This is a genomic window from Candidatus Rhodoblastus alkanivorans, from assembly GCF_022760755.1.
Classification (GTDB): Bacteria; Pseudomonadota; Alphaproteobacteria; order Rhizobiales; family Beijerinckiaceae; genus Rhodoblastus; species Rhodoblastus alkanivorans.
In genome coordinates this window covers 1,536,986-1,554,362 of the sequence record NZ_JAIVFP010000001.1, presented here as the reverse complement: position 1 = coordinate 1,554,362, position 17,377 = coordinate 1,536,986, and the positions used below count along the sequence as shown (strand labels likewise).

Sequence of the window (17,377 nt, the reverse complement as noted above, 5' to 3'; positions counted from 1 at the left end):
CCTGAATTTGCGGGCGATGGCTCCCGCGTTTAAGGCCAGGATTAAATCGCGCCGCCCGTCGCAATGACGCCCGCGAGCATCACGACCCCGACGGCGAGGACGACGCAGGCCGCGCCGACCTCGAGCAGCCGGCCGAAAATTTCGGCGCGCCGGCGCCGGGCTCCGAGCATTGCGCGCGCCGCGCCCTTGAACAGGACGGCGCCGCCGGCAAGCCCGGCCGTGGTCAGCGCCGTGCCCACCGCCATGGCGAAGGTCGCCCACACCCCGATCATGAACACGCTCTGCGCGGCGGCGAAGACGAGCACCAGAAGCGCGCCGGAACAGGGACGCGATCCGGCGGCGACCACCGTCATGACGCCCTGACGCCAGGAAAAGCCGTCGCCGAGCTGGCTCGGGTCGGGCGCGATACAGGCGCAATCCTGGCCGTGCAGCCCCTGCCGCGCGCCCTCCTCCGCTCCGGACTCGCAGCGAAAACGGGTCGCGACGGGAAGCGGCGGCGCGCGCAGGGCGGCATAGAGGCTTCCGCCCTTGCGCCACACCAGCCAGAGCCCGAGGGCGGCGATGAAGACATAGGACGCGACCTCGACGGCATGGGTCGTCGCGATCATCTTGCGCGCCGTCGCGCCCAGGATGATCGAGGCGATCCCGACGATGGCGATGGCGACCACCGCCTGCAGCAGAGCAGCCAGACCGGCGAGGACCACGCCGCGCCGCAAGGCCCTTTCATTGGCGAGCATATAGCTCGTGATCACCGCCTTGCCATGGCCGGGTCCGGCGGCGTGAAATATCCCGTAGGCGAAGGAGACCGCGGCAAGCCAAAAGACCGCCCAAGGATTGGCCTGCGCCGCCTCCACCGCCAGCCGCAGGGCGTTGAAAAAGCGCGCCTGCTCCTCCAGCAGCCACAGGCCGACCCGGCCGACCTCGCCGACCGAGCCTTCGTTGACGCCGAGCGAGAACGGATTGCCGCGCCCGAAATGGGCGAATTGCGCGGCGGCCTGGCCGCAGAACAGCGCCAGCAGGAAGAGGGAGAGTCCGATCCGCTTCATGGGCAGGCCACAATCGAGCGCGTCGCCAGCTTGACGCCGAAATCGGTTCCCGGCGAGAGACCGGAAAAGAAGCTCTCATTGAGCTTTTTGGTGTCGGTTTCGGTGAGCGGGTCCGGCCGCATCGTGGTCAGCGAACAGCCGGACGGCGCGTCCTTCATGGTGACCGGATTGTCCTTGGCCAGTTCGAAATCGACGAAATAGGTCGGGTCGTAAACCATGAAGACGAAAGGCTTTTTCGCCGAAACCGGCTCCTTGAGCGGCAAGGTGAAGCTCAGGGTCACAATCTTCTTGGCGTCGGCGGTCAGCTCGTAATCCTTGGGCGGGCCGAATTTGTGATAGGCTGGACCGGTTTTGGCGACGGTGAAATATTCGAAATCCTTCAGAGATTCGACATTGGTCTTGGCGAGAGGCGCGAGTTCCTCCCTGGTCGGCGGCCTGCCGTTCTTGCCCAGGCCCTGGGTCGCGAAGGCGGAATACATTTCGTCGAAGGTCCAGACATGGCGGAAGCCGACGATCTTGCCGCCCGGCCCGAACAGGATTTGCTCGCGGGCGGTGACCCAGACATGGGGATGGGCTGAAGCCGGAGCCGATGACGAGACCATAACCGCCAGAAACAGCCATGCCCCCGTCAAAACTTTTTGCTTATCTATCAAAGAATCGCTCCGGCGGACCTGCGCGCTTGTCCTACTCCAAACCCGCAAGTCTGGCGAAAACGAGGCGGGCGGCATTGTGACGCGGAGGCGATGACGGGATGAGAGCTCCTCTTAGCGAATTCGCGCCAAATCTTTAGGTCGGCGAGGGTCCCGTCGTGCCATTCATTGGCGGCTTTCATTACCCGACGCGCATGGTCGCGATCCGGCTCGCCGACGGCCGCCTGTTCGTGTGGTCGCCAATCGAACTGACCACGGCATTGAAAGCGCAGGTCGAGTCCCTTGGCCCGGTCGCCTGCCTGGTTTCGCCCAATCTGCTCCACCACCTTTATCTCGGCGAGTGGAAGGCGGCTTTTCCCGCGGCGCGCCTGTTCGCCTCGCCGGGGCTCAAGGGACGGCGCAAGGTCCTCGCCTTTGACGCCGAACTTGGCGACGCGCCGGACCCGCTGTGGGCCGCCGACATCGACCAGGTTTTTTTGCGCGGCAGTTTTGTCATGACGGAAGCGGTGTTTTTCCATCGCGCCAGCAAAACCGCGATTTTCGCTGATCTGATCGAGAATTTCCCGCCCGGCTGGTTCAAGAGATGGCGCGGCTTCGTGGCGCGGCTCGACGGCATTGTCGCGCCGAATTTCGGCGCCCCGCGCGAATGGCGCGCCTCCTTCCTGCGCCGCCGCCTCGCGCGGGAATCGCTCAGGCGCATTCTCGACTGGCCGATTGAGAAGGTCGTCATCGCCCACGGCGATTGCGCCGAAAAGGATGGCGCGGCCTTTGTGCGGCGCGGATTTTCGTGGCTGATGTGAAGGCCCGTCGCTGTCGCCGTTCGGCGGGGGTGGAAATCGATTCGACAGGAAAAATCCGGTTCGCGCCGCGGATTTTGTTCCTGCTTTGTTTCATGTGAAACGTCCGCGATAAACCGCCGCGCCGCGGTCGCTTTTGGGCGACCAGAAGCGAGTCTTCCCATAACTTTTTGTTCTGACGCGATAGTTTCTCGTGACGGGCAAGGTAAAAAATCCGCGCGCTCGACCAGCTTTGGCGCGCTGCATAACCGTTTGCGGCGGGCGGCGCGCATACAACTGGATGGTTGCAGTTGGTGGAAATCGATGCGTTTTTGCATGAAAATGGTCGGAATTTGCAAAAATCGCGCGCTTTTTCATCGGTTTTACACATGGTTTTACAACCACAGATTGAAATTATGCGCAGCGCGGAAGCCTTGCCGGCGCGACGACGCCAACGTCTTAGCCCGGACCGGCCGATTCCGCCGGCCGGATTGACGCCCGCCGCAATTGACGAATTCCGATCGCCGCTCCGTAACGGCGGCTCCCCGGAAAATCTCCGCCGCGTCGGCGGACGCGGCCCTGGCGCCATCGTTCCCGAAGTTGCGGGAAAGGGCGCGTCGGCACATATTGGATCCGCCGTCGCTCCCGCCCAGCCGGACGATTTCCCCTTTGGTTCCGAGGAGATTTCCTTGCCGCCGATTTTCCGCCTTCTGCTTGCCGGCATGATTTTGATCGCGGCGGGCCAAGGAGTGGGCCATGCGGCGGCCCGAAGCGCCGACAAGGACGCGCCCGGCGCGGCGCCGGTCGATACCGCGCTGATCGTCTCCGTCGATGTGTCGGGCTCGGTCGACCAGGGCCGCTTCGCGCTTCAGATGGACGGCATCGCCAAGGCGCTTGAGGACCCCGAGGTCATCGCCGCCATGCTGAGCGGACCTCGGGCCAGCATGATGTTCACCATGGTCGAATGGTCGGAACGAGTTGCGACGGCCATTCCGTGGACGCGCATCGCCTCGCGCGACGACGCTTTCGCCGTCGCGGCGCGCGTGCGGCGAACGCAGCGTCCGGCGGGCGAATTTACCTGCGTCGCGCATATGATGCGCTACGTTTCCGACCTGATTCTGCCGACCTTGCCCGTGAAGGCGGAACGCGTGGTGATGGACGTTTCCGGCGACGGCGTCGACAATTGCGACGAGGACCCCGCGACCGCGCGCATGCGCGACGCGCTCACGGCGACCGGCATGACGATCAACGGTCTGCCCATCAATGAAGGCGACCCCAATGAGCCGCTCGGAGGCGGGGCCTTCCGTGCGCCCGGCCGGCCGTTTCAGCCGCGCACTTTCGCGCCCAAGATTCTGGAGCCCTGGTATCGCAAATATGTGATCGGCGGCGCCGGCGCCTTTCTGCTTCCGGCCAAGGGCTATGGCGATTTTGACCGCGCCATCAAGGAAAAATTCGCCCTCGAAATCAGCGCCGCGCCAGCGGTTCACGCGCATTTCGCCCAGCTGGGCGCCGCTGGATCGCGCTGATCTGGTCACCACGGTAGGCGGTCGGTCCCCAGCTGCCGCTCGCGGGACGTATGTCAATCCTCTGCAAACCCCTGATCAGTCGGTTCTGCCTCTTTTTGATTTGGGGAATGCCTATCATGTCGCAACCACCGCACAGCGGTCGATCTCGGCTTTGTCGAGAACGTTGCGCCGGGACCGACCGCAAGATCGTTTCATCGCGGAATCAGCACCTTGTCGATCGCGTGGATCACGCCGTTGTCGGCTTCAACATCCGCCTTGACGACATGCGCGCGGTTGACTTTCACGCCGTGGCGCCCGTCGATATGCAACTTTTGTCCTTCGACGGTCTTCACGGAGGGACGTTTGCCGACAACCTCGCTTGAGGGAATCTTGCCACGCACAACGTGATAGGTAAGGATCTTCACGAGTTTAGCCTTGTTCTCTGGCTTGAGCAGGCTCTCGACAGTGCCTTTCGGGAGTTTCTTGAAGGCTTCATCCGTCGGCGCGAAAACCGTGAATGGCCCTGGCGATTTGAGGGTGTCCACCAGGCCGGCCGCCTTCACAGCCGTGACCAGAGTATTGAATGAGCCCGCCGATGCGGCCGTGTCAACAATATCTGCGGCTTTTGCAGGTCCTTGTATTGCGACGAAACCGAGCGCCAAGGCGCCGGCCAAGGTCGCGAAGATCTTGCTTGCCGATAGTGACATGACTTCCTCCTTTGTCATCCAACAGCAAGTATACGGTTGGTCCGAGTGATTGGATCATTTCGGGCAAATCGATCGCATTGGTGTCAGAGTTGCCGTTAACTGCAAGCGCCGCAGCAAGGGCCGTCGAGCATTCATTGCTCGATCGATGAGCCCACAGTTACGGTGGCATGCAGTTAAGGTGACATGATACTGGAGTGGCCCCCAAAAGTGGGACACGAGATAATTCGGTGACACGCCTCCAGAGGAGGTCATGGTGTCAGACCGAGTTCAAAGCCGTCTTTCGACGGAATTAAAGGTCCAGATTGTTCAGCGGGTCGAGGCTGGAGAACGACTTTCTGCGGTTGCGAAGGAGATCGGCGTTCTTCGCAAGTCGATATATGAATGGCGTGCGGCGTATCGCACGCTGGGGGCCGCCGGATTGAACCAGAAGCGAGGCCCGAAGCCGGACCGCAAGCGGAAGTCGGCTTCGACGCCGGGCGCCGCCTCGTCCGACGCCGCGTCGTCCTCAGCTCCGCCCGACGTCGAAGCGAAACCGATGGACGAGTTGGGCCGCGCACAAGCCCGGATCGCCGAACTCGAACGGATCATCGGCCGTCAGCAGGCGGACCTGCATTTTTTTCGCGAAGCCTTGCGGCTCTGGGACGCGAAGAGCCCAAAGAGCGGCGCGCCCACCTCTGCTGTCGCGAACGCGGGATTGTGTTCATGCATGACTGACGAAATCGCGCTTTTTTGGGAGAGCGTGGGCTGTGACCAACGCCTTATAATCACCATTTCGAGTTAGGGCAGGCACGAATATCGGCAAAATGCGCTCCGCCAGCATGTCGCAACGGCAGCGATCAGGGCGCCTGTCGCACAAAGCGTGACAATGGGAGGGAACGATGGCTAAGGGTCAAGTCAGAGGAAATAAAGAGGCCAAAAAGCCGAAGGCGGATCAAGCTCACGCCAACAAACGATTTCCATCCGCCTATCAGAAATCACAGGGAAAAGAAGACCCAGTAGATAATCTGTTCAAAAAGAAGACCTGAGCGAATAAGAACCGCGCGTGCGCCTAGGTGAAACTCTTGAACTCACTCGCCGCGCCTGAAAATTAGTCACCTGCATAGGACAAAAATGAGAGTCCGGCAGCGCGCTGTCGGCCTCCCGACTTCTTGGCTTTGCGACGGCGGCGGCTCGGACAGCAAACGCCGAAACTTCAAAAAAACTCAGGCGATTGAAACGAATCGCAGCCGTGCTCAGTTGTTAAGACGAAGCAACATTGGGAGGCTCAAAATGCTCATGAAACGGCTCGCTTCGTATGCTTTCGCGTTCGCGCTGGCTTTCGCGGACTTCAATCCCGCCCTGGCCCTTCCGGTCTCCGCTACCGACATAGGCGCCACCACCCCGGCGCCGCAATTGGAACTGGTGCGGGGCGGACGCGGAGGCGGAGGCGGCGGACGCGGAGGCTTCCACGGCGGCGCTGGCGGCTTCCATCGCGGCGGTGGCGTGGCGCACCGCGGTTATGGCGTTCGCGGCGGCGGCATGCGGGCAGGATATGGCGCGCGTCCTGGCTATCGCGGCGGCTATCGCGCCGGAGCCCGAGGGGCATATCGCGCCGGAGCCCGAAGGGCGTATCGGGTCGGCGGACGCTATTACGGCGGCGTATGGTACGGCACTGGACGACGCTTCTATCGCGGACGGTGGTGGGCCTATGGGGTAGGCGCCTGTTGGAGGGCAAGCCCCATCGGATACGTTTGGGTTTGCGGGTAAAACGCCCCCCGAATCTGGTTCAGGCCGGAGAGCCGCGCGCCGCCAATCACCGAGGCGATCGACGACGTTGGGGCCAGCCCACGGCCCCCTCATCCGGCGCTTCGCGCCACCTTCTCCCGCAAGGGGAGAAGGGGCGCCGGTCCTTCTGATTAGCGCACCAGAATGTTGCGGAACTGCCAGGGGTCGCTTTCGTCGATGTCCTCGGGGAAGAAGCCGGGGCGGTCTTGCAGCGGGGTCCAGTCGGTATAGACGCCGACCACCGGGCCGAGATAGGGGCGCTGGATTTCGAGGCAGCGCTTGTAGTCCAGTTCGTCGGCCTCAAGAATGCCGGCTTCCGGGTTTTCCAGCGCATAGACCATGCCCGCCAGCACCGCCGAGGACACCTGAAGGCCGGTGGCGTTCTGATAGGGGCACAGGTCGCGCGTCTCCTCGATCGAGAGCTGCGAGCCGTACCAATAGGCGCCCTTGGCGTGGCCGAACAGCAGCACGCCCAGTTCGTCGATGCCGTCCACGATCTCGTGCTCGTCCAGGATATGGTTCTTTTCCTGCACCTTGCCGCCGGCGCCGAACATTTCATGCAGCGACAACACGGCGTCGTCGGCCGGGTGATAGGCGTAATGGCAGGTCGGGCGATAGACCGCCTCGCCCTTGTCGTTGCGCACGGTGTAATAATCGGCGATCGAGATCGACTCGTTGTGGGTGACCAGGAAGCCATATTGCGGCCCCGGCGTCGGGGTCCAGCTGCGCACCCTTGTGTTGGCGCCCGGCTGCAGCAGATAGATCGCGGCGCCGCAGCCGAATTTGTGGGTGCGGCCGTTTTCCGGCATCCAGGTCTCGTGGGTGCCCCAGCCGAGTTCGGCCGGCTGCATGCCTTCCGAAACAAAACCTTCCACCGACCAGGTGTTGACGAAGACGCCGCGCGGCTTGGGGTCCCTGGCGCGCTGGGTGTCGCGTTCGGCGATATGCACGCCCTTGACGCCGAGGCGGTGGGCGAGCGCCGCCCATTCCTCGCGGGTTTTCGGCTCCGGCGCCTTGTCGCCGAGATCGGCGGCGAGATTGACCAAAGCCTGCTTCACGAACCAGGACACCATGCCGGGATTGGCCCCGCAGGTGGAAATGGCGGTCGTCCCGCCGGGGTTCTTGCGGCGCGATTCTAGTACGGTCTCGCGCAGGGCGTAGTTCGAGCGGCTTTCCGGGCCGAGATGCTTGTCGAAGTAAAAGCCGGCCCAGGGCTCGATCACCGTGTCGACGTAAAGCGCGCCGATCTCGCGGCACAGCTCCATGATCGCCAGCGAGGACGTATCCACCGACAGATTGACGCAGAAGCCCTGGCCGCCGCCGCGCGTCAGCAGCGGAACCAGCAGGTCGCGGTAATTGTGCTTGGTGACGGCGGATTTGATGAATTCATAGCCGCGGCTTTCCGCGATTTCGCGATCGACGTCGATTGGGTCGATCACGACGAGGCGGTTATGGTCGAACTCGAAATGCCGCTCGATCAGCGGCAGCGCGCCCTTGCCGATGGAGCCGAAGCCAATCATCACGATCGGGCCGGAAATGCGGCCGTGAATGGGCCAGTCAGTCATGATGTCATCCTTCTCGGGTGGGCGGGAATTGGGCGGTTTACTGGCCGAGACGCCGGACAAGGTCAAGCGGCCCCGCTTGCGCGAGGCCGTATTTTGACATGAGATGTGACGGTTTGACGAAGGTTACGCCGCGAGGCGTCGCTCGGCCTCGGTCGCAGCGAAGGCGCCGGTCGCCCGGACCAGTCCCTGCGCGCCAGCGAGCGCGCCGGGCTTAAGCTCCAGCGCGAGGAAGCGGGCGATCTCCACGGGGCCAGGCAGGTCGAGGTTTTCCGCGCCGGCGCGCGAAAAGCCGAAGCGCTGGTAATAGGGCGCGTCGCCGACGAGCAGCACCGCCCCGTGGCCCAGCTCCCGGGCGCGCTCCAGGCCGAGGCGGATCATCCGGCCGCCGAGGCCCTTCGACCGCCGCGAGGCGCTGACCGCGATCGGGCCGAGCAGCAAAGCGTCATGCCCTTCGCCGGCTTCGATCAACCAGAAGCGGAGCGTGCCGACCAGCACGCCGTTGTTAATCGCGGTAAAGGCGAGGCCCGGCGCGGGCAGACGGCCTTCGCGCAGCCGTTCGCAGGTCTTGCGCCAGCGGTTGAGGCCGAAGGCGCGATCGAGCAGGGCTTCGCGGGCGAGGAAATCCCTGGCGGATTCTTCGCGGATGATGGCTTCGCCGGCGGCGGGGGCCGAGAGGGTCTGGTTCATGAGGACCTCCACAAGGTCGCAAAAAGCCGCGGCCGGAACCAAGCCGGCGCGGGGTGAGGAGGCCGCCGCCTTTCTTGCGAAAGGCGGCGATGTTGACGGGAAACTGAGAACCGAACTTAGATCACGAAGGACTGCAACGGCGGGAAACCGTTGAAACCGACCGCGGAATAGGTCGTGGTATAGGCGCCTGTCCCCTCGATCAGCACTTTGGCGCCGATTTCGAGACTGATCGGCAGCGGATAGGGCTCCTTTTCATAGAGCACATCCACCGAATCGCAGGTCGGACCGGCCAGGACGCAAGGCTCGCGCGGGTCCGCATCGTAATCGGTGCGGATCGGATAGCGGATCATCTCGTCCATGGTTTCGGCCAGACCATTGAACTTGCCGATGTCGAGATAGACCCACTTCAACTCGTCGTCGTCCGACTTTTTGGAAATCAGCACGACTTCCGCCTCGATCATGCCGGCGTCGCCGACCATGCCGCGTCCCGGCTCAATGATCGTCTCCGGGATCTGGTTGCCGAAATGTCGTCGCAGCGCCCGGAAGATGGCGTCGCCATAGGTCCGCACGCTCGACACCCGCTTGAGATAGCGGGTCGGGAAGCCGCCGCCGAGATTGACCATCTGCAGGACGATGCCCCGCTCGGCCAGTTCACGGAACACGCCCGCGGCCGCTTTGAGCGCGCCGTTCCACATGCGCGGATTGCGCTGCTGCGAGCCGACATGGAAGGACAGGCCATAGGCCTCCAGGCCAAGACGATGGGCGTGCTCCAGAACGCGCGGCGCCATGTCCGGCGCGCAGCCGAATTTGCGCGACAAGGGCCATTCGGCGCCGACGCCGTCGCACAGCATGCGGCAGAAGACCTTGGCGCCGGGCGCGGCGCGCGCGACCTTTTCGACCTCCGCGTCGCAATCGACCGCGAACAGCCGGACGCCGAGCGCGAAAGCGCGCGCAATGTCGCGCTCCTTCTTGATCGTATTGCCGAAGGAGACGCGGTCGGGAGCTGCGCCGGCGGCGAGCGCCTGCTCGATCTCGACCACCGAGGCGCAGTCGAAGCAGGAGCCGAGATCGGCGAGCAGCGACAGCACTTCCAGGGCCGGATTGGCCTTGACGGCATAGAACACGCGGGTGTCCGGCAGCGCCTTGGCGAAGGCGTTGTAATTGTCGCGCACGACATCGAGATCGACGACGAGGCAAGGGCCGGAATCCAGCCCCTTTTCGCGGCGGTGGCGGAGGAATTCGAGGATACGATCGGTCATCGCGGCATCCCTTCGAAGGGCGGCTTCCCGCCGAACAACAAAGCTTCGGAAGGACGAGCGCCAGCTGTCCGCTCTCGCGCGATGGAGACGCGAGATCCAGATGACAACGCCGTCCAGGACCGTTTCAGCGGCGCGCAATGCGTCGCGTGGCGGTCGGGTGCTGCGCCGTGGACGCGAAAAGCCCGGAAGGCGGTGCGCCTACCAAGTTTTTAGCGGCCTTCGATTGGAATGGGTGACCCCGTTCCGCACGCCCGGCAAGAAAGACAAGCCTCTTCGGTAAGCCGGCCTTTGGAGGGCCGACAGAGACGAAAAAGCCCGGTCCGTCGTTGCTTTAAGTCGCGATCCCCCGTTCAGACGGGGTTCGCCGGTTCGCCTCCGGCTGCCGGTTTGATTTTCAGGCGTTCCTCCGGCCTCTTGTCCGGAGTCTCGCCAACCGACACACGACCACAGGCACGTGCGATTTGGGCAAGACCATACATATGAACTTGTCCCTGAAACGCAAGTGAAAAAATTCGTAACCTTGGCATTTTTCGCGCCCCGTGGCGCCCGTGCTTCGTCCCGCCGCACGGGGCGCCGCGGGGACGTCTTGCGAAGGCCGCAAATCGCGGCTAGTTCCTTGGATCGTAGCGCAGGCCCGCCCGACGCCGGCCCAAGGCGCGCCCGCCCGTGGACTGAGATTCATGCCCCAGATCGACCGCCGTTTCCTGCTCAACGCTTTCGCGCTCTCGGGCGCCGCCGCGCTCGCCCCGCGCGCCCTGTCGCCAGCAGCGGCTGAACCCTCCGGCGCGGCGGGCGGGCGGCCTCCGGCGCCGCGTTTCGGCTTCGACGACGTCGTGAAGCGCGCCCGCGATCTCGCCGCCGCGCCCTATGACGCGGCCATGCCGAAATTGCCCGAGGCTTTGAACAGGCTCGATTTCGACGCCTATCGCGACATCCGCTTCAAGCCCGAGAAATCGCCGATCACCTCAGGCCCCTACCGCCTGCAATTGTTCCATCCCGGCTTCATCTACAAGCGCCCGGTGGTGGTGAACACGATCCGCGACGGCATCGCCACGCCGATCCCCTTTTCCACCAGCCTGTTCGACTATGGCCGCGCCAAGTTCGAGAAGAATCTCCCGGTCAATCTCGGCTTCGCCGGCTTCCGCCTGCATTATCCGCTGAATTCGCCCCACGGCCAGGATGAGCTGGTGTCCTTTCTCGGCGCCACTTATTTCCGTTTCCTCGGCCGGGGCCAGTCCTATGGGCTTTCCGCGCGCGGCCTTGCCGTCAATACCGGCGGCGACGACGAGGAATTTCCCTATTTTCGCGAATTCTGGATCGAGACCTCGGCCAAGCAGCCCGAAAAGGCGACCATCTTCGCTTTGCTCGACAGCGCCTCGGTCACCGGCGCCTATCAGTTCGAACTCACGCCTGGCGACGAAAGCGTGATGGAGGTCGCCGCCACCATCTTCCCCCGCCGCGACAATGTGAAATTCGGCCTCGCGCCGCTCACCTCGATGTTCTTCCTCGGCGAGGACCGCAACAGCGGCAAGCCCTCCGACGACTGGCGCCCCGAGCTGCACGATTCGGACGGGCTCCTGATGCACACGGCGACCGGCGAATGGATCTGGCGGCCGCTGCGCGCGCCACGGGTCATGGCCATGTCCACCTTCCCGCAGGACCATATCAAGGGCTTCGGCCTCGTCCAGCGCGACCGCAATTTCGACCATTATCAGGATCTCGAACTCCTATATGAGATTCGCCCGACCTATTTCGTCGAACCGCATGGCGACTGGGGCGAAGGGCGGATCGAACTGCTCGAACTCGCGACCAAGGACGAGACCGCCGACAATATCGTCGCCTATTGGACCCCGACCACGCCGCCGCCCTCGGGCAAGCCTTTCTCTTATTCCTATCGGATCCGCGCTTTACTGGAGGCCGCCGATCTTTCGCCCGCCGGCCGCGTGGTCAACACCTGGAAGACCTGGCCCAAGGCGCTTGGCTCCAACGAAACCGTCGATGTCGGCTCGCGCCGCTTCATCGTTGACTTCGCCGGCGGCGACCTGGCCTTTTACGCCCAGGATCCCAGCACCGTGCAGATCAACGCCTCGGCCTCCCTGGGCAAGGTGACCCGCACCATTCTCATGCCCAACCCGCATATCAAAGGCTTCCGCGCCTTCGTCGATGTTCAGGTCGAGCCGGGACAATCGACCAATATCAGCGCCTTCCTCCACGCCGGGCCGAAAAAGCTGACCGAAACCTGGCTTGAGCCGTGGATCGCGGAATGATCACTCGCCCTTGAAGGCGTCGGGGCCGAAGGCCCGGGGCAGCAGATCGGCCAGGGCGAGCGTTTCGACCTCGCCCCTGGCGTCGGCGAGATGGACCAGCGCGCCGGCGCCGAATTCCGCAATGCGCTGGCGGCAGGCGCCGCAGGGCGCGATCCGCCCAGGCCCCGGCCCGAGCACCAGAATTTCCGCGATCCGCCTTTCGCCGGCGGAGATCATCGCCGCAATCGCCGAAGTCTCGGCGCAGATTCCAAGCGGATATGCGGCGTTTTCCAAATTGCAGCCGACGAAGACCGCGCCGCTCGCCGTCCGTAGCGCCGCGCCGACGGGAAAGCGCGAATAAGGCGCGTAAGCCCGCGCCTGCGCCGCCTTGGCCTGCGCGAACAATTCGTCGATGCCCGGCATATTCCCTCACGCGCTCAAAACTGGCGCCACAGGCCGAGCAGCACGCCATTCTCGCGATAGGCGTTCTGGCCCGCGACCGTCACGAATCCGCCCGCCTGCGCCCGCCATTCCGGATTGAGCCGATAGACGAGGCTGAACTGCGCCTTGGCCTGCGCCCATTGCGGCGCCTGCGGATTGCCCGACGCTCCGGAGATCGTATTGAAACTTTGCGCCATGACAAGCAGGTCCCGGGTCAGGTAAAGGCCGAAAGTCGCGTCGAAATGCCCTTCATTGGGCTCGATTCCGCCAACCAGCCGATAGCCGGCCGAAAAATCGACGAAACCGGAAAAGCCCCACAGGCCGACATTATGGCCCAGCAGCAGGCGGAAATCATATTCCGGCCGGTTCGGCCCCTGCAGCCAGCCGTCGGTCGCGCCGCCGCTGGTCAGCGCGCGCACGCCCGCCAGCACCGAAATCACGGTCGAATCGTCGCGCCAGACCCGCGCCTGGGCCGCGATTTCGCTGTCGCCGACGCCGGTGTAGCGCTGGTTCTCGGGCGGGGCGACCGATGAGCTTTGCACGCCGGGACGCAGGATCGCGGTCAGCCAGTCGGTCACGCCATAGGCGACGTAGATATTGGCCTGGCCGCTGCGGTAAAGCGGCGTCGGGGTGAAACGGCCGGCCTGATCGTAGGCTTGATTGGCGTCATCGAAAAAGGTCGTGACGATGATCTCGCCATGGCCCTGATCCGGGGTCCAGGCCCCCGCCCATACCGGCGCGGCCCAAAAAAGGGCCGGCGCGACCACCGCGACCCTGATCCGACCAATACGCCTTAGCCTCATGCGGCCGCCCGCGCGCCCGATAATATTGACGAAGGGTCAGATTGCCCGGCAAGCGCCGGAAAAGAATGGCGCGAAACGAACATTTGCCCGTTTCGCGCGCGATAAATTCGACGGATCGTCAAAGATCAGGCCGAAGGCGTTTCCGTTGGGGCCGGAGCCGCCGGCGCCGGCGCGTCGAGCGACGCGCGCAGCTTGTCTTCGAGGGCATGATCGAACGAGGTCCGAATCACTGTGCCGCCGACGCCCTTGAGGTCTTCGAGCACCTTGTCGGTGGTCATTTTACGGATAAGGAGGAACAGTCCGGCCATGCCGGGCTTCAGCGCCTCATTGGCCTGGCGCTTCATGTCCTCGTCATTGATCCCTATATCGGTCACCGCGCCGCCGAGCGCGCCGCCGGCGGCGCCGACCGCCGCGCCCGCGAGCGGCATCATGAAGAGAAGACCGATGAGGGCGCCCCAGAGCGCGCCGGAAGCCGCGCCGGCGGCGGTGGTGTTCATCAGCTGGTTCAGCTTGATCCGACCCTTGTCGTCGCGCACCGCGATCACCGCGTCGCCGATGTCGATGAGATATTCGCGCTGCATGCCGAGGATGCGGTCGCGCACTTCTTCCGCCTTCTGCTCGCTGTCAAAGGCGATGAAAACCAGATCGCTCATGTTCTGCTCCTTCCCATTCCGCCGCCTTCCAGCGAAGAACCGTGCGGAATCAGCCAATGTTCCCGCCCAGCACGACGCCCCGATAAAGACGACGCTCGGATGACGGCGCCGCCGCGCTCAAACCTTCGCTGCGCCCTGCCCCTGCGGCCCCTCCTTGGGACGCGCGCCCGGCCGGAACCGCTCGCGCAGGGCCTGGAACGCCACATAAAGCGGCGGGATCGCGAAAATGCCGACCACTGACGCCAGGATCATGCCGCCAAACACCGGCGTGCCGACATTTTTCCGCGCGAGCTGAGAGGCGCCGCTGGCGACCACCAGCGGATAAAGGCCGAGGATGAAGGCGAGCGAGGTCATCATGACCGGACGGAAGCGCAGGCGCGCGCCTTCGGTCGCGGCTTCCAGCAGCTCCACGCCGCGCTCGCGCTGCTCCTTGGCGAATTCGACGATGAGAATGCCGTTTTTCGCCGCGAGGCCGATCAGCACGACCATGCCGATCTGTCCGTAGAGATCGAGCGTCAGGCCGCCAAGCAGGATGAAGAGGAAGGAGCCGAACACGCCGATCGACACCGAGAGCAGGACCGGGACCGGAATGGTCCAGCTCTCGTAAAGGCCGACGAGGAACAGATAGGCGAATAGAATCGCAAAGCCGAGAATGATCGCGGTCTTGCCTTCCGCCCGCTTCTCCTGGAAGGCGGTGTCGGTCCATTCGCCGGAATAGCCGGCGGGAAGGGTCTTGGCCGCGACCGCCTCCATCGCCGCCAGCGCCTGTCCGGAGGAGACGCCCGCCGCCGGCCCGCCCTGCACCGTGGCCGCGGTGCGATTGTTGTAACGGATGATCGCCGGCGGACCGACCACGGGTTTGATTTCGGCAAGGCTGCGCAGCGGGATCATCTTGCCGTCGTTTGAGCGGACATTGATCCGGTAAATGTCGTCCACGCTGTCGCGATCTGAAGCCTCGGCTTGGACCTGGACCTGCCAGGTACGCCCGAACATGTTCATATTGTTGACGAAATAGCCGCCGAGCGAGGCCTGGAGCGACTGGAACACGGTGTTGAGCGGGACGCCGAGAATCTGCGCCTTGTCGCGGTCGATATCGAGATAGATCGACGGATTGCTCGCCGAGAAAGTGGTGAAGACGCGGTTGAGCCTGGGATCCTGATTGGCGGCGATGGTCAGGCCGCGCAGGGCCTGCGCCAGAGCCTTGGGATCGGAGCCCGCGTTTTCCTTGACGACGTAAGTGAAGCCGCCGCCGGTGCCGAGGCCGATGATTGGCGGCGGAGCCAAAGCGACCACCGTGCCGCCGGCGATGCCGGCGAATTTCTGGCCGAGCCGCTTGATGAGCGCCGAGGCGGATTCTTCACGCCCCTTGCGCTCCTCGAACGGCTTCAATGTGACCACGATGAAGGCGGCGTTGGGCTGCGAATAGGAATCGATGAAATTGAGGCCGACGACCGAAGTGTAATCCGCGACCGTTTCCTCCCCTTTCAATATCGTCTCGGCCTGGCGCACGACGTCATTGGTGCGCGACAGCGAGGCGCCGCCGGGCAATTGGGCGACGACGAAAAAGGCGCCCTGGTCGTCCTCGGGCAGGAAGCCGGTCGGCGTCTTCTTGGCGAGCGCCCAGACCCCGGCGCTGGCGACCGCGACCATCAAGAGGCCGACGATCGAAACCCGCACCAGCCGGCCGACGACGGCGCCATAGCGGTCGCGGACCCAGTCGATCGCGCGCATGACCCAGCCGACGACGCCTCTGCGCGGACCATGATGGCGCTTCAGCAGCACGCCGCACAGCGCGGGCGACAGGGTGAGGGCGTTGATAGCCGACAGCAGCATGGCCACCGAGACGGTCACCGCGAACTGGCGGAACAATTCGCCGGAAATGCCGGGAATGAAGGCGACCGGGACGAAGACGGACATCAGAACCAGAGTAATGGCGATGATCGGCGCGGTGATCTCCGCCATGGCCTTCTTGGTGGCCTCGGCGGGCGTCATGTCCGGATTTTCCTCCATCACGCGCTCGACGTTTTCAACCACGACGATGGCGTCGTCCACCACGATGCCGATGGCGAGCACCACCGCGAGCAGCGACACCGTATTGGCCGAATAGCCGACCGCTTTCAGCGCGATGAAGGCGCCGATCAGGCTGACGGGCACGGCGAGCGTCGGGATCAGCGTCGCCCGTACGCTGCCGAGGAACAGGAAGACGACGATCACGACCAGCACGAAGGCCTCGATCAGCGTCTTCTGCACTTCGTGAATGGTGTCGGTCACGAAAACCGTCGGATCATAAGTGACCTTCCAGGCGACGTCGTCCGGAAAAGTCTTTTCGAGCGCCGTGATCTGCTTCTTCACCGCGACAAGCGTGGTCAGGGCGTTGGCCCCCGGCGTTTGATAAATGGCGATGGCCGCGGCGGGCGCGCCGTTGAGATAAGTGTCGCGGTCGAGATTGGCGGCGCCGAGCTCGACCCGGGCGATGTCCTTCAGCCGCAGGATCGAGCCGTCGGGCTGGGTGCGGATGATGATGTTCTCGAAATCCTCGACCGAGGTCAGCCGGCCCTTGGTCTGGATATTGAGTTGAAGCTGCTGGTCGTTGTTCACCGGCCGCGCGCCGATGCGCCCCACCGCGGCCTGGACGTTCTGCCCCTGGATGGCGTTGATGACGTCGGCGGTGGTGAGGCCGAGGCCGGTCAGGCGGTCGGTATGGACCCACACGCGCATGGCGTAATCCTGCGGACCCCACAATGTGGCGTCGCCGACGCCCGGCGTGCTCCTGATCTGGTCGAGCAGGTTGATGGTGACGAAATTCGACAGAAAGAGCGGATTCCGCGTGCCCTTGGGCGAATAGACGGCGATCACGCCGAGCAGGGCCGAGGATTTCTTCTTGACGACGACGCCCTGTTTCTGGACCTCCGGCGGCAGCTGCGCCAAGGCGATCTGGACGCGATTGTTGACATTGACCGCGTTGATGTCGGGATTGGTCCCAAGCTCGAAGGACACTGTGAGCGTGTAGCTGCCGTCGTCGCCGCTCACGCTCTTCATATAGATCGCCTTGTCGACGCCGACGACCTGGGCCTCGATCGGCTGGGCGACTGTGGACTCGACCACCTTGGCGCTGGCGCCGGGATAGAAGGTCGTCACCGAAACCTGCGGCGGCACGATGTCGGGATATTGCGCGAGCGGGATCGACATCAGGGCCAGCAAGCCGGCGATGGTCGTGACGATCGCGATGACGATGGCGAGGCGCGGCCGATCAACGAAAATGGCGGAGATCATGC

General features: G+C 64.0%; 16 protein-coding genes. 5 read left to right on the top strand and 11 right to left on the bottom strand.

Translation table 11 applies throughout. The features are described from left to right. Positions 1–41 precede the first annotated feature (41 nt). Both K2U94_RS07170 and K2U94_RS07165 read right to left on the bottom strand, forming a co-directional pair. Positions 42–1,046 (bottom strand): nickel/cobalt transporter, encoded by a 1,005-nt coding sequence (locus tag K2U94_RS07170; protein ID WP_243066549.1) that lies wholly within the window; start codon positions 1,044–1,046, stop codon positions 42–44. After that, positions 1,043–1,699, bottom strand: a complete 657-nt coding sequence (locus tag K2U94_RS07165; protein WP_336606154.1) for a DUF1007 family protein — start codon at positions 1,697–1,699, stop codon at positions 1,043–1,045. Before K2U94_RS07165 ends, K2U94_RS07170 begins: the two co-directional genes overlap by 4 nt. A gap of 155 nt (positions 1,700–1,854) precedes the next feature. Between K2U94_RS07165 and K2U94_RS07160 the strand changes: the two genes are divergently transcribed. Beyond that, complete coding sequence (locus tag K2U94_RS07160; protein ID WP_243066548.1) at positions 1,855–2,496, top strand: DUF4336 domain-containing protein; 642 nt, start codon at positions 1,855–1,857, stop codon at positions 2,494–2,496. A gap of 90 nt (positions 2,497–2,586) precedes the next feature. Here the strand turns inward: K2U94_RS07160 and K2U94_RS07155 are convergent, their stop codons facing one another. After that, complete coding sequence (locus tag K2U94_RS07155) at positions 2,587–2,850, bottom strand: hypothetical protein (protein ID WP_243066547.1); 264 nt, start codon at positions 2,848–2,850, stop codon at positions 2,587–2,589. Positions 2,851–3,161: 311 nt separating this feature from the next. Between K2U94_RS07155 and K2U94_RS07150 the strand changes: the two genes are divergently transcribed. Further along, complete coding sequence (locus tag K2U94_RS07150; RefSeq protein ID WP_243066546.1) at positions 3,162–3,998, top strand: DUF1194 domain-containing protein; 837 nt, start codon at positions 3,162–3,164, stop codon at positions 3,996–3,998. Positions 3,999–4,189: 191 nt separating this feature from the next. Here the strand turns inward: K2U94_RS07150 and K2U94_RS07145 are convergent, their stop codons facing one another. Further along, the gene (locus tag K2U94_RS07145; RefSeq protein ID WP_243066545.1) at positions 4,190–4,684 is read right to left on the bottom strand and encodes a fasciclin domain-containing protein; all 495 of its coding nucleotides are present in this window, start codon (positions 4,682–4,684) and stop codon (positions 4,190–4,192) included. A gap of 253 nt (positions 4,685–4,937) precedes the next feature. Between K2U94_RS07145 and K2U94_RS07140 the strand changes: the two genes are divergently transcribed. Both K2U94_RS07140 and K2U94_RS07135 read left to right on the top strand, forming a co-directional pair. Beyond that, entirely contained in the window at positions 4,938–5,465 is a 528-nt protein-coding gene (locus K2U94_RS07140; protein ID WP_243066544.1) for a helix-turn-helix domain-containing protein, read from the top strand. A 97-nt stretch (positions 5,466–5,562) separates the two neighbouring features. Beyond that, a complete protein-coding gene (locus K2U94_RS07135) occupies positions 5,563–5,709 on the top strand; it encodes a hypothetical protein (protein ID WP_243066543.1) in 147 nt (48 codons plus the stop codon). An 870-nt stretch (positions 5,710–6,579) separates the two neighbouring features. Here K2U94_RS07135 and K2U94_RS07130 read toward each other — a convergent pair. The 3 genes from K2U94_RS07130 to K2U94_RS07120 all read right to left on the bottom strand — a co-directional run bounded on the left by K2U94_RS07130 (position 6,580) and on the right by K2U94_RS07120 (position 9,959). Continuing rightward, positions 6,580–8,013, bottom strand: coding sequence for a homospermidine synthase (locus tag K2U94_RS07130; RefSeq protein ID WP_243066542.1), 1,434 nt, complete (start codon positions 8,011–8,013; stop codon positions 6,580–6,582). Between the two features lie 123 nt (positions 8,014–8,136). Next, positions 8,137–8,700: a GNAT family N-acetyltransferase gene (locus K2U94_RS07125; protein ID WP_243066541.1), complete on the bottom strand. Its 564-nt coding sequence runs from the start codon at positions 8,698–8,700 to the stop codon at positions 8,137–8,139. Between the two features lie 116 nt (positions 8,701–8,816). Then, positions 8,817–9,959, bottom strand: a complete 1,143-nt coding sequence (locus K2U94_RS07120) for a type III PLP-dependent enzyme (protein WP_243066540.1) — start codon at positions 9,957–9,959, stop codon at positions 8,817–8,819. A gap of 680 nt (positions 9,960–10,639) precedes the next feature. On the opposite strand from K2U94_RS07120, the gene K2U94_RS07115 reads away from it, so the two are divergent. Then, on the top strand, positions 10,640–12,226 hold the full coding sequence (locus K2U94_RS07115; RefSeq protein ID WP_243066539.1) for an OpgD/OpgG family glucan biosynthesis protein: 1,587 nt from the start codon (positions 10,640–10,642) through the stop codon (positions 12,224–12,226). Here the strand turns inward: K2U94_RS07115 and cdd are convergent, their stop codons facing one another. The 4 genes from cdd to K2U94_RS07095 all read right to left on the bottom strand — a co-directional run bounded on the left by cdd (position 12,227) and on the right by K2U94_RS07095 (position 17,375). Next, entirely contained in the window at positions 12,227–12,628 is a 402-nt protein-coding gene (gene cdd, locus K2U94_RS07110) for a cytidine deaminase (RefSeq protein ID WP_243066538.1), read from the bottom strand. It abuts the gene before it with no gap. Positions 12,629–12,642: 14 nt separating this feature from the next. Then, positions 12,643–13,449, bottom strand: coding sequence for a hypothetical protein (locus tag K2U94_RS07105; protein WP_243066537.1), 807 nt, complete (start codon positions 13,447–13,449; stop codon positions 12,643–12,645). 125 nt (positions 13,450–13,574) lie between these two features. Then, positions 13,575–14,102: a DUF1269 domain-containing protein gene (locus tag K2U94_RS07100; RefSeq protein WP_243066536.1), complete on the bottom strand. Its 528-nt coding sequence runs from the start codon at positions 14,100–14,102 to the stop codon at positions 13,575–13,577. Between the two features lie 117 nt (positions 14,103–14,219). Continuing rightward, a complete protein-coding gene (locus K2U94_RS07095) occupies positions 14,220–17,375 on the bottom strand; it encodes an efflux RND transporter permease subunit (protein WP_243066535.1) in 3,156 nt (1,051 codons plus the stop codon). Positions 17,376–17,377 lie beyond the last annotated feature (2 nt).

Coding starts and splice junctions, on each gene's coding strand:
- K2U94_RS07100 (WP_243066536.1), bottom strand. CDS start 14,102: ATGAGCGATCTGGTTTTCATCGCCTTTGACAGCGAGCAGAAGGCGGAA.
- K2U94_RS07120 (WP_243066540.1), bottom strand. CDS start 9,959: ATGACCGATCGTATCCTCGAATTCCTCCGCCACCGCCGCGAAAAGGGG.
- K2U94_RS07155 (WP_243066547.1), bottom strand. CDS start 2,850: ATGAAAAAGCGCGCGATTTTTGCAAATTCCGACCATTTTCATGCAAAA.
- K2U94_RS07130 (WP_243066542.1), bottom strand. CDS start 8,013: ATGACTGACTGGCCCATTCACGGCCGCATTTCCGGCCCGATCGTGATG.
- K2U94_RS07135 (WP_243066543.1), top strand. CDS start 5,563: ATGGCTAAGGGTCAAGTCAGAGGAAATAAAGAGGCCAAAAAGCCGAAG.
- K2U94_RS07095 (WP_243066535.1), bottom strand. CDS start 17,375: ATGATCTCCGCCATTTTCGTTGATCGGCCGCGCCTCGCCATCGTCATC.
- K2U94_RS07115 (WP_243066539.1), top strand. CDS start 10,640: ATGCCCCAGATCGACCGCCGTTTCCTGCTCAACGCTTTCGCGCTCTCG.
- K2U94_RS07105 (WP_243066537.1), bottom strand. CDS start 13,449: ATGAGGCTAAGGCGTATTGGTCGGATCAGGGTCGCGGTGGTCGCGCCG.
- cdd (WP_243066538.1), bottom strand. CDS start 12,628: ATGCCGGGCATCGACGAATTGTTCGCGCAGGCCAAGGCGGCGCAGGCG.
- K2U94_RS07125 (WP_243066541.1), bottom strand. CDS start 8,700: ATGAACCAGACCCTCTCGGCCCCCGCCGCCGGCGAAGCCATCATCCGC.
- K2U94_RS07145 (WP_243066545.1), bottom strand. CDS start 4,684: ATGTCACTATCGGCAAGCAAGATCTTCGCGACCTTGGCCGGCGCCTTG.
- K2U94_RS07170 (WP_243066549.1), bottom strand. CDS start 1,046: ATGAAGCGGATCGGACTCTCCCTCTTCCTGCTGGCGCTGTTCTGCGGC.